The organism is Actinomycetospora chibensis (genome assembly GCF_028737215.1).
GTDB lineage: Bacteria > Actinomycetota > Actinomycetes > Mycobacteriales > Pseudonocardiaceae > Actinomycetospora > Actinomycetospora chibensis.
In genome coordinates this window covers 436,965-450,074 of record NZ_JAQZAM010000002.1, presented here as the reverse complement: position 1 = coordinate 450,074, position 13,110 = coordinate 436,965, and the positions used below count along the sequence as shown (strand labels likewise).

12 protein-coding genes are annotated in these 13,110 nt (G+C 75.1%); 7 read left to right on the top strand and 5 right to left on the bottom strand.

Annotation, left to right across the window (positions count from 1 at the left end; all coding sequences use genetic code 11):
• The first annotated feature begins 325 nt into the window (after window positions 1–325).
• The 7 genes from murJ to PH189_RS04630 all read left to right on the top strand — a co-directional run bounded on the left by murJ (window position 326) and on the right by PH189_RS04630 (window position 8,510).
• Window positions 326–2,125 (top strand): murein biosynthesis integral membrane protein MurJ, encoded by a 1,800-nt coding sequence (gene murJ, locus PH189_RS04660; RefSeq protein WP_274187574.1) that lies wholly within the window; start codon window positions 326–328, stop codon window positions 2,123–2,125.
• A gap of 133 nt (window positions 2,126–2,258) precedes the next feature.
• Window positions 2,259–4,220, top strand: a complete 1,962-nt coding sequence (locus PH189_RS04655; protein ID WP_274187573.1) for a protein kinase family protein — start codon at window positions 2,259–2,261, stop codon at window positions 4,218–4,220.
• A gap of 60 nt (window positions 4,221–4,280) precedes the next feature.
• Window positions 4,281–4,931: an RNA polymerase sigma factor SigM gene (gene sigM, locus PH189_RS04650; protein ID WP_274187572.1), complete on the top strand. Its 651-nt coding sequence runs from the start codon at window positions 4,281–4,283 to the stop codon at window positions 4,929–4,931.
• Complete coding sequence (locus PH189_RS04645) at window positions 4,928–5,593, top strand: hypothetical protein (RefSeq protein ID WP_274187571.1); 666 nt, start codon at window positions 4,928–4,930, stop codon at window positions 5,591–5,593. The genes sigM and PH189_RS04645 overlap by 4 nt, the downstream gene beginning before the upstream one ends.
• A 49-nt stretch (window positions 5,594–5,642) precedes the next feature.
• Window positions 5,643–6,758: a thioredoxin-disulfide reductase gene (gene trxB / locus PH189_RS04640; protein ID WP_274187570.1), complete on the top strand. Its 1,116-nt coding sequence runs from the start codon at window positions 5,643–5,645 to the stop codon at window positions 6,756–6,758.
• A 37-nt stretch (window positions 6,759–6,795) separates the two neighbouring features.
• A complete protein-coding gene (trxA, locus tag PH189_RS04635; RefSeq protein ID WP_274187569.1) occupies window positions 6,796–7,122 on the top strand; it encodes a thioredoxin in 327 nt (108 codons plus the stop codon).
• A gap of 230 nt (window positions 7,123–7,352) precedes the next feature.
• Window positions 7,353–8,510 carry an N-acetylmuramoyl-L-alanine amidase gene (locus tag PH189_RS04630; RefSeq protein WP_274187568.1) on the top strand — a complete coding sequence of 386 codons (1,158 nt, stop codon included), beginning with the start codon at window positions 7,353–7,355 and terminating at the stop codon, window positions 8,508–8,510.
• Window positions 8,511–8,537: 27 nt separating this feature from the next.
• Here PH189_RS04630 and PH189_RS04625 read toward each other — a convergent pair whose 3' ends face one another.
• From PH189_RS04625 to PH189_RS04605, 5 genes are all read right to left on the bottom strand, one after another.
• Window positions 8,538–9,218: a GNAT family N-acetyltransferase gene (locus tag PH189_RS04625; RefSeq protein ID WP_274187567.1), complete on the bottom strand. Its 681-nt coding sequence runs from the start codon at window positions 9,216–9,218 to the stop codon at window positions 8,538–8,540.
• Window positions 9,219–9,416: 198 nt separating this feature from the next.
• Window positions 9,417–10,565: a ParB/RepB/Spo0J family partition protein gene (locus tag PH189_RS04620; protein WP_274187566.1), complete on the bottom strand. Its 1,149-nt coding sequence runs from the start codon at window positions 10,563–10,565 to the stop codon at window positions 9,417–9,419.
• Window positions 10,562–11,452, bottom strand: a complete 891-nt coding sequence (locus PH189_RS04615; protein WP_274187596.1) for a ParA family protein — start codon at window positions 11,450–11,452, stop codon at window positions 10,562–10,564. Before PH189_RS04615 ends, PH189_RS04620 begins: the two co-directional genes overlap by 4 nt.
• Window positions 11,453–11,579: 127 nt before the next feature.
• A complete protein-coding gene (gene rsmG / locus PH189_RS04610) occupies window positions 11,580–12,368 on the bottom strand; it encodes a 16S rRNA (guanine(527)-N(7))-methyltransferase RsmG (RefSeq protein ID WP_274187565.1) in 789 nt (262 codons plus the stop codon).
• A 57-nt stretch (window positions 12,369–12,425) separates the two neighbouring features.
• On the bottom strand, window positions 12,426–13,004 hold the full coding sequence (locus PH189_RS04605; protein WP_378015001.1) for a Jag family protein: 579 nt from the start codon (window positions 13,002–13,004) through the stop codon (window positions 12,426–12,428).
• Window positions 13,005–13,110: the final 106 nt, after the last annotated feature.

Here is a 13,110-nt window from a genome sequence, read left to right as displayed (position 1 = left end):
CGCACACCCGCCCGCACGCCCGCCGGCACCCCCGCACGGACCCGGACCGGCGGGAGCGCCCGGTGGGCCCCGCCCGCCGGGAGGACCCCCCGGGTCCCCGCGCACGCCCGGGCGACCCCCGCCGGCCGGTGCGGGAGGTCCGTCACCGGTGGGACCGCCGCCCGGCCCGCCCCCGGGACCGCCCGGTCCGCCGCCGGGCCCCCCGCCCGCGGACCCCACCCGGCCCCTGCCCCGGGGCGGACCCCCACCGCGACCGCCCGGCTCGCCCGCCGGCGCCGCCGCCTCCGAACCGTCGACGACCGGTCTCACGGCGCCCACCGCCGCGATGGAGGCAGCCGACGCCGCGTCCGCCGCGCCCGGGATCCGCGACGAGCGCACCGTCCGCGTCGCCCGCCCGGCCCCGCTCGCCTCGTGGAGCGTGGCCGGCTCGAACGACGAGACCGTGCTGCTCCCGCGCCCGCCGCTCGAGCAGGACGCACCGGCCGTCCCGGCCCCGCGCTCGCCGGTCGACGACGCCGGCCGCGACGACAGGGCCCTGGTCAAGGCGTCCGGCGGTATGGCCGTCGCCACGCTGGTCAGCCGCCTGACCGGGTTCCTGCGGACCCTCGGGCTGACCGCGATCGTCGGCCTCAACCTCGTCGGCAGCGCGTTCAACGTGGCGAACACCCTGCCGAACATCATCTTCGAGCTCCTGCTCGGCGGCGTCCTGACCAGCGTCGTCATCCCGGTGCTGGTCCAGGCCGCGAAGGAGGACGGCGACAACGGCGAGGGGTTCGCCCAGAAGCTGCTCTCCGGGGCGTCCGTCGGCCTCGCCCTGGCCACCGTCATCGCGGTCCTCGCCGCGCCCCTGCTGATCCGGCCCTACCTCGACCCGGGCACCGACCTCGAGCTGGCCACCGACTTCGCGTACCTCCTGCTCCCGCAGATCTTCTTCTACGGCATGGGCGCGCTGTTCGGGGCGATCCTCAACTCGCGGGCCAACTTCGGGCCCGCCGCCTGGGCCCCGGTGCTCAACAACGTGGTCGCGCTCATCGCGCTCGGCATCTACGCCTTCCTCCCGTCGCCCGAGGTGGGCATCTCCACCACGCAGCTGCTCGTGCTCGGGATCGGCAGCACGCTCGGCATCGTCGTCCAGGCCGGCGTGATGCTCCCGGCGATGCGACGGGTCGGCTTCCGCTGGAAATGGCGCTTCGGGTGGGACCAGCGGCTGAGCGCGTTCGGCGGGCTCGCTGCCTGGGTCGTGGGCTACGTCCTCGTCAGCCAGGTCGGCCTCGCCGCGATCCTGCGCGTGGCGTCGGGCTCGAGCGACGGCGGACCCGCGGTCTACAGCTACGCCTGGCTCCTCATCCAGGTGCCGTACGGCGTCCTCGGGGTCTCACTGCTCACCGCGCTCATGCCCCGGATGAGCGCCGCCGCCGCGAACGGCCGCCTCGACCAGGTCGTCTCCGACCTCTCGCTCGGGTCGCGCCTCTCGACGGTCACCCTGCTGCCGATGAGCGCGCTGCTCACGGTGTTCGGCTCGCAGCTCGGCATCGCGCTGTTCAGCATCGGGCGCTCCGGCCCCGAGGGCGCGGCCTCGCTCGGCGGCGCCATGGCCGCGTCGGCGTTCGGCCTGGTGCCGATGGCGGTCGTCATGCTCCAGATGCGTGTCTTCTACGCGATGAACGACGCCCGCACCCCGACGCTGATCATGGTCGTCATCACGGCCGTCAAGGTGCCGATGGCCTACCTGTGCCCGGTGCTCCTGGCGCCGGAGCAGGTCGTGCTCGGGCTGGCCGCGGTGAACGCGTTCGGCTTCGTCGTCGGCCTGGTCGTCGGCAACATCTGGCTGCGGGTGCGCATCGGGCACCTGGACACCCGCCGCGTGCTCCGGACCTTCGTCCTGACCCTGTTGGCCTCGCTCGTGGCCGTCCTCGTCGCCGTGCTCTGCGTCACGCTCCTCGAGCGCCTCGTCGGGGGCGGCGTGTCGCTCATCCTGCGCTCGTGGCTCGTGCTGGTGATCGGCTCCGGCGTCTTCCTCGTGGTCGTCGCGGTGGCCATGCGCGTGCTCAAGGTGCCGGAGCTCGATCCCGTGGTGTCGCGGCTGCGGCGCCTGATCGGACGTGGCCGCGCGCCGGCCCGGTGACGCGACGGCGTCGGGGCGGCCATCGGAGTGGTCCCGGCCCGTCCGGCGCAACCACGACCCGTGCCCCGGCGTCCCCCGAGGCGGTACCGGAGTCCCGTAGGCTCCGACGTCGTCGTAGGGGGAGGTGAGGGACGTGGCCGGCGAACCGTCGGGGGAGCGGACGTCCACCGGTCCCACGGCCGACGCGACCGGGCCCGAGACGCCGGAGCGTGACACGCCCGGCCGCGACACGCCGTCGCCGCCCACCCCGGCGCCGTCCACTCCCGCCCGCACAGGTGTCGGGATCGACGGGCCCACCGCCCACGTCGCCCGCGCGCCCGACCGGCCCGCCGTGGACGCCGGCGCGTCGTCCACGAACGGCCACGGCAGCACGAACGGCAGCACCGGCACCGTGGCGCCCGGCGCGCCGAGCACCTCCGGGGGCGCCGGCCGCGCCCCGCGGGGTCCCGCCGCGCGCAGGCCCGGACCCGGTGGCCCGCCCGGCCCCCCCTCCGGACCGTTCCCGGCGCCGCCCCGCCGCCCCGGCCGCGGCGCCCCGGGGCGTCCGGCCGCCGGGCCGCTGATGCCCGGCACCCTGCTCGCCGACCGCTACCGCCTGGTGGCCGAGGTCGGCCGCGACCGCGGCGCCGACGCGGCGATGTGGAAGGCCCGCGACGTCATGCTCGAGCGCGACGTCGCCATCACCCTGCTCGTCGGCACGTGGCAGGGCGACGCCCGCGCCTCGGCGGCCCTGTCGCGGGCCACGCGGTCCGCGCACTTCGAGCACCCCCACGCGGCGCGCATCCTCGACGTCGTCCGACCCGGCGGAAGCCCCCTGCCCACCGGCGTCCTCGGGGCCGCGGTCGCCGAGTGGACCCCGGGCCGCGACCTCGTCGAGCTCGTCGCCGACGGCCCCCTGCGCCCGAGCACCGCGCTGCGCGTCATCGAGCCGCTGGCCGACGCGGTGGCCGCGGCCCACCGCTCCGGTCTCGTCCTCGGTCTCGACCACCCGCAGCGCGTGCGGGTGAGCACGCGGGCGGCGACGCGGCTCGCCTTCCCCATGCCTCGCGGCGAGGCGACCAACGCCGACGACGTCCACGGGCTCGGTGCGCTGCTCTACCTCATGCTCACCGCGCGCTGGCCCGGTCCCGAGGGCAGCCAGGCCCCGGCCGGCCTGCGGCTCGCCCCGCACGCGCCCGGCGGGGGCCCGGTGCCCGCGCGCCAGCTGCGGCCCGATCTGCCGGTCGAGCTCGCGGCGCTCGTGGACCGCACGCTCGACGAGGACGGCGGCATCCGGACGGCGGCCGCGGTGCACCGTCTCGTCACGCAGATGCGCGAGGGCCTCGAGGACGACGGCGTGCTGCTGCCGGTCCTCGAGAACGGCCAGACCATCGACGCCGACGACCCCACCGAGGTGTGGCACGACGATGCCGTGCCCGAGCCCGGTCCCGACCCCGACCGACGCCGCAAGCTGCGCATCGGCCTGACCGCACTCATCCTCGCGACGCTCGCGATCCTCGGCTTCGTCACCTACCAGGTGATCACCGTCGTGGCGGGCGGCGGCTCGTCCGGGCCCCCGATCGTGGTGATCCCCGAGACGGCGGCGCCCGCGCCGGTCCCCGCGCCCGCCCCGCCGTCGCCGGCACCCGTCTCGCCGCCCCCCGTGGCCGGTGGCCCGGTGCAGCTCTCGAGCGTCGCCGTCTACAGCCCGGCAGGCAGCCCGGACAACCCGACGCGGATCAACCGCGCCGCGGACAACGACCCGTCGACGACGTGGTCGACCTCCGAGTACCGCCAGCAGCTCCCGGCACTCAAGCCCGGGATCGGCATGATGAGCACGTTCACCGCGCCGGCCTCGGTGGCGTCGGTGACGGTGCGCTCGCCCAGCCCGGGGACGCGCATCGAGGTCCGCAGCGCACCCACCGCCGACGTCCCGCTGGCCCAGACCCAGCTCCTCGGCGCCGGGACCGTGGACGGCGACCAGCTGGTCATCCCGCTGCAGGCCGCACCGCCCACCGGCAACCTGCTGATCTGGATCACGGAGCTGGGGCAGGGCGACGACGACCAGTACGTCAGCGAACTGGCCGACGTCAGCATCCAGCGCGCCGGACCCTGATCGGAGCGGGCTTCCCCGAACGGCCCCGGCGGGCGGGGCCCGCTCGCTAGCGTCACCGGCGTGCCCGACCCGCGCAGCGACCGCGAGCTCCTCGCCGCGCACGTCACCGGGCAGGAGGGCGCCTTCGACGAGATCGTCCGCCGCTACGCCGAGCGGCTGTGGCTGCTCGCGTTCCGCACGCTCGACCACCGCGAGGACGCCGCGGACGCGGTCCAAGAGACCTTCGTGTCCGCGCTGCGCGGCGCCGCCCGCTACCGCGGGGAGTCCGAGGTCTCCACCTGGCTCTACCGGATCACGATGAACGCCTGCCTCGACCGGCTCCGGCGCCGCCGCACGCGCTCCACCGAACCCCTCGCCGGCCACGACCTGCCCACCCCGCGGGACGGCATCGACGACCAGCTCACCCGCCTCACCGTCGCGGACGCCCTCGCGACGCTGCCGGACGGCCAGCGCCTGGCCGTGGTGCTCGTCGACGTGCACGGGTTCTCGATCACCGAGGCGGCCCGGATCCTCGGGGTGCGGGAGGGCACGGTGAAGAGCCGCTGCGCCCGCGCGCGGGGCCGTCTGGCGGGGCTCCTGGGCCACCTGCGGCCGCGGCACCCGACGGGGGTGCCGGGTGACCGGGAGGACGCCGGGAACTACGGGGCCGCCGGCGACGTCCAAACCACGAGGAGCGCGACCAGGGCCGACCGGACAGGAGGCGGACCGTGACCGACGACCAGCACGCCGCCGACGACGGCGCCGGCGAGCCGCCCGACCTGCCCGACCCGGAGGACCCCGCCGTGGCCACCGCGCTGGCCCGCACGCGCGCCGATCTCGCCGCGTACGGGGAGCGCACGCCGCCGATGCCCGTCGGCCTGCTCGCCGACATCGACGCCGCCCTGGCGGCCGAGCGCGGAGCGGCCCCCGCACCGAGCACCGTCGACGCGCCCGGCCGGGGTCGGCGGGCGGGCCGACGCGCCGTCCTGCTCCTCGTCGCGGCCGCCGCTGTGGTCGCGGCGATCGTCGTCGGCGTGCTCACCGCGGTCGCGCCGGCCGGTGCCCCGGCCCCGAGCGCCCTGCCGATCACCCCGGCTCCCGAGGTCCCCGTCCTGGCCGGGGGCGACGGCCCGTCGGCGCTGCGGGCCGGGCTCGGCCGCTCGGACTACGGACCGCTCGGCGACCCGGGACGACTCGCGGGCTGCCTGGGGGCGCACGGGGTCCCCGCCGGCGCCCGACCGGTCGGCGCACGCCAGGTCGTCGTGGACGGCCGGGCGGGCGTGCTGTTCGTGCTGCCCACCGGGGTGGCCGCCCGCTTCCGGGTGCTGGTCGTGGAGCCCGGGTGCGCGGCCGGGGCACCGCTCACCCTGTCCGACACGCTCGTCGGCCGGTGAGCGGCACCGCGCGGGGAATCCTGTGGCGGCCCCGGGCGTTGACGCACACGTGAGCGACCAGACCATCCACGACGTCATCATCGTGGGCTCGGGACCGGCCGGGTACACCGCCGCGGTGTACTCCTCGCGCGCCCAGCTCGACGTGGTGGTCTTCGAGGGCAGCCAGTTCGGCGGCGCCCTGATGACCACGACGGGAGTCGAGAACTATCCGGGCTTCGCGGACGAGATCCAGGGCCCCGAGCTCATGGACCGCATGCGACGCCAGGCGGAGCGCTTCGGCGCACAGCTGCGGCCGGAGGACGTCGAGTCCCTCGACCTCACCGGCTCTGCCGACGGGGTGAAGTCGGTCCGTGTCAACGGCACCGACCACTACGCGAAGGCCGTCATCCTCGCGATGGGCGCGCAGGCCCGCTACCTGGGCGTTCCCGGCGAGCAGGAGCTGCTGGGGCGCGGCGTCAGCGCCTGTGCGACCTGTGACGGCTTCTTCTTCCGCGACCACGACATCGTCGTGGTCGGCGGCGGCGACTCCGCGATGGAGGAGGCCACCTTCCTCACCCGGTTCGCCCGGTCGGTCACGATCCTGCACCGGCGCAGCGAGTTCCGGGCCTCCGGGATCATGCTGGAGCGTGCGCGCCAGGACCCGAAGATCACCATCCGGACGGACACGGTGGTCGAGGAGGTCCTCGGCGACACGACGGTCGAGGGTGTGCGGGTGCGCAACACCGTCACCGGCGAGGAGGAGACGCTGGCCGTCACCGGCTTCTTCGTCGCCGTGGGCCACGACCCGCGCTCCGGCCTCGTGCGCGACGTCGTCGACACCGATGACGAGGGCTACGTCCGCGTGGCGCTGCCGGGCACCGGCACGAACCTCCCGGGCGTCTTCGCCTGCGGGGACCTCGTCGACCACACCTACCGCCAGGCGATCACCGCCGCCGGCAGCGGCTGCCAGGCCTCGATCGACGCCGAGCGCTGGCTCGCCGAGACCGCCGACGCGACCGTCGACACCGCACCGCCGCCCACCCCCGGGGTGGACGGTGCGCAGGTCGACGGTCTGGCCTCGATCGGGGCCTCGACCGGGCCCTCGACCGCCCCGCGCGGCAACGGTGGTTCGGTGGACGAAGGATCCTCCGAACCCGCCGGAGACGCCGTTCCCGCTCCCTCCTGATCCCGTTCGACCCGCTCCACCGGAAGGAAACAAGCGCATGAGCGCCCCCGTGAACGTCACCGACGCCACCTTCGCCGACCAGGTGCTCGGCAGCGACAAGACCGTCGTCGTCGACTTCTGGGCCACCTGGTGCGGCCCCTGCAAGATGGTCGCCCCGGTGCTGGAGGAGATCGCCGCGGAGCACGGCGACAAGCTGACGGTGGCCAAGCTCGACATCGACCAGAACCCGGCCACGGCGCGGGACTACCAGGTCATGTCGATCCCGACGCTGCTCGTCTTCCAGGACGGCAAGCCGGTCAAGCAGATCGTCGGCGCGAAGCCGAAGTCGGTCCTGCTCGACGACCTCTCCGACGTCCTGGCCTGAGCGGTCCACGTCGGTCCGATCGCTGCCGCTCGTCGCTCCGGCGCCGGGCGGCCGTCCTCCGTGGCGGCCGCCCGGCGCGTCGGCATGTCCGCCCGTCGTGGCCGGACCGTGACCACCCGCGTCGCCCCGCTGCGCGGCGTGACGGCCCGGGCAGGGCACAATGAGGCGCCAGTGAAGCGCGACCACACCTGGCGCCCGGCACCCGGGCACGACGATCGGGAGCGAACTGCATGCAGCTGCTGAGCCGCGGTGACGCCGGCCCGCCGGTCGCCGAGGTCCGCGCAGCACTGGAGGCGCTCGGCATCGTGGAGCCCGCGGGCCCGGGCCCGGTGCTGTTCGACGACCAGCTCGAGCACGCCGTCCGCATCTTCCAGCAGCGCCGTGGCCTGATCACCGACGGCATCGTCGGGCCCGCCACGTACCGCGCCCTGCGCGACGCCCGCTGGGCCCTGGGCGACCGGATGTTGCTGCTCAACGCCGCGTCCCCCCTCACGGGGGACGATGTCTTCGCTCTCCAGGAGCGTCTCCTGGAGCTCGGCTACGATTCCGGGCGCGCCGACGGCGTGTTCGGCCGCCAGACCGAGCAGGCCCTGCGCGGCTTCCAGCGCGACTACGGCATGAGCCCCGACGGCATGTGCGGGCCGCGGACGCTGCGTCATCTCGGCTACCTCGGCCGCAAGGTCACCGGCGGGCGTCCGGGCCTGCTCCGCGAGCAGGAGCGCCTGCACCGCGCCGGCCCCCGGCTCTCGGGCAAGCGCATCGTCATCGACCCGGGCCACGGCGGCGCTGATCGCGGCGTGTCCGTGGGCAGCGGCGCCGAGGCCGTCACCGAGGCCGGGCTGGTCGACGACATCGGCCGCCGCCTCGAGGGACGCATGGCGGCCGCGGGCATGGAGGCGCTGCTCTCCCACGGCCCCCACGACTGCCCGACCGACGCCGAGCGGGCCGGTTTCGCGAACTCCGCGGGTGCCGACGTCGTGCTGTCGCTGCACGTCGACGCCAACGCGAGCCCCGCCGCCAACGGCCTCGCCGCGTTCCACTTCGGTACCGGTACCGGCGCCACCTCCACGGTGGGCGAGGCCCTCGCGGGCTTCATCCACCGCGAGCTGCTCGCCCGCACCCGCATGCTCGACTGTGGCGTCCACCCGCGCCCCTGGGAGCTGCTGCGCCTCACGCGCATGCCCGCGGTGCGCGTCGAGATCGGTTACCTCACCAACGAGCGCGACCGCGCCGCCCTGCTCGACCCCGGCTTCCGGGACGTCGTCGCCGAGGGCATCCTCGTCGCGGTCAAGCGGCTCTACCTTCTCGGCCAGGACGACAAGCCCACCGGCACCTTCACCTGGGCCGAGGTCCTCCAGCGCGAGAGCAACCGCCCCGCCGGGGTGTGAGCCACCCCCGGCGGGCCGGGACGGCCGTCAGGCCGAGCACACCCGTGCGGGCTGCGGCGAGGCCGCCGGAGCCGTCGAGATCGTCACCGAGCCCAGCAGCTGGGCGATGGCGGCCTCGACGTCCTCCTTCCAGTTGAAGCCGGTCTGCATCTCGTAGCGCAGCCGCGGCCAGCGCGCGTGCGGTGCCACCGTCTTGAACCCCACGTTGCGCAGGAACGCCGCCGGCAGCACGCAGGTCGGCGTCCCGCGGTCGGTGCGGCCGTGGGCCTCGGCACGGGGGCGCTCGGCGTCGTCACCGAACGCCTCGACGGCCTTGACGCCGCGGCGGGTCAGGTCGCGCACCACGTCCTGGACGAGCAGGCGCCCGATGCCCTCGCCGGCGAAGTCCGGCATCACGTGCACGCCGCACAGCAGGACCGCGTCCGCGGAGACCGGGGCCGTGGGGAACGCCGCGGCGCGCGGCACCACGTTGGGCGGGGCGAAGAACGCGAAGCCGGCCGGGACGCCGTCGACGTGGGCGATCCGCCCGCAGGAGCCCCACTCGAGCAGGACACCGGAGACCCAGGCCTCCTTCTCGAGCTCGACCGTGCCGAACTCCTCGGCCTGGTCGCTCAGGTGCGGCGGGATCTCCCAGTACACGCAGCGGCGACACTGCTTGGGCAGCTCCTCGATGTTGTCGAGGGTGACCCCGACACAGCTCCGCGACACGCGACCCGCCTTCCCCGACCGTCTTCGTCCGAGAGGATACGGTGCCCGGTTCGCCGGGTCCCGATCACGGGGTCGCCCGTCCGGACGATCACCTCTCGTGTCGTGCGATGGCGCGGCCCCGACCAGGTGGCCGATCTCTCCGTCGATCTCAGGGCGCCCTCAGATCAACGGAGAGGGCCCGGGCGACCACCCCTGAGGTCAGGAGCCCGAGGAGGGGTCCCGACCCATCAGACGCGCGATGCGCTCCAGATCGTCCACCGAACCGAACTCGACGACGATCCGTCCCTTGCGCTGGCCGAGCTCGACCTTCACGCGGGTGTCGAAGGTGTCGGAGAGCCGCTCGGCCAGGTCCTGGAGTCCCGGCGCGTGCATCGGCTTGCGTGCCGGTGCCCGCTTGCCTGCGTTCGGCGTGCCGCCGCGCGCGAGCGTGACGGCCTCCTCGGCCGCGCGCACCGAGAGTCCCTCGGCGACGATGCGGGCCGCCAGCTCCTCCTGCGCTCCCGGGTCCTCGAGACCGAGCAGTGCCCGCGCGTGGCCCGCCGAGAGCACTCCCGCCGCGACCCGCCGCTGCACCGCGACGGGCAGCCGAAGCAGCCGGATGGTGTTGGTGATGGCCGGGCGGCTGCGCCCGATACGGTCGGCGAGCTGCTCGTGCGTGACGTCGAACTCGGTGAGCAGCTGCTGGTAGGCCGCCGCCTCCTCCAGCGGGTTGAGCTGGGCCCGGTGGATGTTCTCGAGCAGCGCGTCCCGCAGGAGCGTGTCGTCCGGCGTGTGCCGCACGATCGCCGGGATGAGCTCGAGGCCCACCCGCTGCGCGGCCCGCCAACGGCGCTCGCCCATGACGAGCTCGTGGGTGAGGGACGGGCCACCGTCGGCACCCGACTCGGGCACGGGGAGCTCGCGGACCACGATCGGCTGCAGGAGCCCGAACTCGCGGATCGAGTGCTCGAGCTCGGCGAGGGCCTCCTCGTCGAAGACCTGCCGCGGCTGCCGGGAGTTGGGGCGGATCCCGTCGATGCGCACCTCGCGGTAGACCGCGCCGGCCACCTCGCCCGAGACCTCGCCCGACACCTCGCCCGACACCGTGCCAGCGACGTCCCCCGTGTTTCCCGTGGAACCGTCGCCGGTCGTCGCGGCGGTGCCGGGCTCCTCGTCGGAGCGCCGGGCGCCGAAGACGACGTCCGCCGCGCGGTTGCCGAGCCCGGGCCGCGAGGGGGCGGGGGCGTCCGTCTCCGGCGGACCGGTCGGAATGAGTGCGGCAAGACCGCGTCCCAGCCCGCCACGCCGTTCGGTGCGCGCCGGTCCGCTCATCGTCGACGGCCCCCCTGCATCGTGTCGCTCGCTCATCGCGCCGTCTCCGCACCCTCGGTCTGGCGACGCACACCGCTGCGGGCGGCGACCTCGCGGGCCGCGTCCAGATAGCTCATGGCACCGCGCGAGCCCGGGTCGTAGGTCAGCACGGTCTGGCCGAAGCCGGGGGCCTCGGACACCTTGACGCTGCGGGGGATGACCGTCCGGAGCACGACCTCGCCGAAGTGGGTGCGCACCTCGGAGGTCACCTGGTCGGCGAGCTTCGTGCGGCCGTCGTACATCGTCAGCAGGATCGTCGACACGTGCAGCCGCGGGTTGAGGTGCGACTGCACGAGCGCGATGTTGTTGAGCAGCTGGCTCAGACCCTCCAGCGCGTAGTACTCGCACTGGATCGGGATGAGGATCTCGGGAGCGGCGACCATCGCGTTCAGCGTGAGCAGGCCGAGCGACGGCGGACAGTCGATGAGCACGTAGTCGACGTCGAGCCGGTCCAGCGCCTCGGTGGTCAGCGCGTTCTTCAGCCGCGACTCGCGATTCATCATCGAGACGAGCTCGATCTCCGAGCCGGCGAGGTCGATCGTCGCGGGGACGCACAACAGGTCCGGGGAGCGCTCGCAGACCGCGGCGGCCTCGTCGATCGTCATCTCGCCCAGGAGGACCTCGTAGACCGAGGGTGTCCCGCTGCGGTGGTCGACGCCCAGCGCCGTGCTCGCGTTGCCCTGGGGGTCGAGGTCGATCAGGAGGACCCGGGCGCCGTGCAGCGCGAGGGCCGCCGCGAGGTTGACGGCACTCGTCGTCTTGCCGACGCCGCCCTTCTGGTTGGCGACCGTGATGACCCGGCGCTCACTGGGGCGGGGGAGACGGTGGTCCTCGGGGTGCAGGACGCGCGCCGCTCGGGCCGCCTCCTCCGCGATCGGCGTCATCCCCTCGTCGCCACCGGGGTAGAGCACCTCGCCCGCGCCGAGCACTCCCGCGCCGGCGCTCGCGGCGGCGTCGCTGACCGCCTCGCGGACCTTCTCCGCGGACGGGCGCTCGCCGGAGCGAGCGGTTTCACGTGGAACGGTGCGGCCGGACGTCGGTCGATCGGTCACGGGCTCGATCCTTCCTGCCGCGTGCGCGGCGTCCGGCACCGGGGGACGGGCCGCGTCGCTCGCTCCGGCTTACCAGCACGACGGTGGTGGCGGCGTCTCCCACGCCGCACCGCACCACCCGGGGGTCCTCCCCGCCCGCCGCGCGAATCTCCTTCAGGTCGCGCTCCACCTCACCGGCGGCGCTCGCGCCCTTCATCGCCGCCAGGGTCCCACCCGGCCTCACCAGGGGGAGCGTCCAGGTGGTCAGTCGTCCCATCGGGGCCACGGCGCGTGCCGTGACGACGTCGCTCTCCCCACACTGACGACGGGCCTCCCGCTCCTCGGCCCGGCCCCGGACGACGGCGACCGGGAGTCCGAGCTCGGCGACGACCTGCTCGAGCCACGCGACCCGGCGGGCCATCGGCTCGAGGAGCGTGATGTGGAGGTCCGGACGCGCGAGCGCCAGGGGGATGCCGGGGAGCCCGGCGCCGGAGCCGACGTCGACCACGGTGGCGTCGAGGGGGAGGACCTCGCCGACCGCCGCACTGTTGAGCACGTGGCGATCCCAGAGGCGGGGGAGCTCGCGCGGACCGATGACGCCCTGGTCCTGGCCGGGGCCGGCGAGCAGCGCGACGTAGCGCTCCGCGGCCGCCAAACGATCACCGAACACCGCTGCGGCGGCCGCCGGCGGAGCAGGCACCTCCCCGGCGTCCGGGGCCGGCCCGTCCGGTCCGACCCCGTCCGCGGAGTCCCCGCGGGTGGTGCTCATCCGGGTGTTCCACGTGGAACGTGGTGGGACGGACCCCTCGTGCGCGCCACGGCGTGCTCAGCCCTCCGTCGGGTGGACCACGACGCGACGGCGGGGCTCCTCGCCCTCGCTCTCGCTGCGCACTCCGCTGATCCCGGCCACCGCGTCGTGCACGATCTTGCGCTCGAACGGCGTCATGGGCCGCAGGCGCTGGAGATGCCCGGTGTCCTTCGCCTCTGCGGCGGCGGTCCGTCCGAGATCGGTGAGCTCCGACCGGCGCTGCGAGCGCCAGCCGGCGACGTCGAGCATGAGGCGGTTCCGGGTGCCCGTCGACTGCTGCACCGCCAGGCGCGTGAGCTCCTGCAGCGCCTCGAGGACATCGCCGCGGGCCCCGACGAGCTTCTCGAGGTCCTTGCCGCCGTCCACGCTGACCACCGCGCGCCCGGCCTCGACGTCGAGGTCGATGTCGCCGTCGAAGTCGAGGATGTCGAGCAGCCGCTCGAGGTAGTCACCCGCGATGTCGCCCTCGCGGACCAGCTGGTCCTCCGAGCTGCGCTCCGCGCGCGACGCGTCCTCCGGGGGCCTCCCGGTCTCCGCGCCGGCCTCCACCCCGGTCTGGTCCTCCGCCTGGTCCTGCGACGTCACCGTCTCCGACACGCCGTCTCCTTCCGCCGGGCCCCACGGGGCCTCTCCTGGCACGCGTCGCGCCGACCGTCGCGCGCGTGCGGGTTCGTGGTCCGGCCCGCGCAGCGGGTGACGCGCG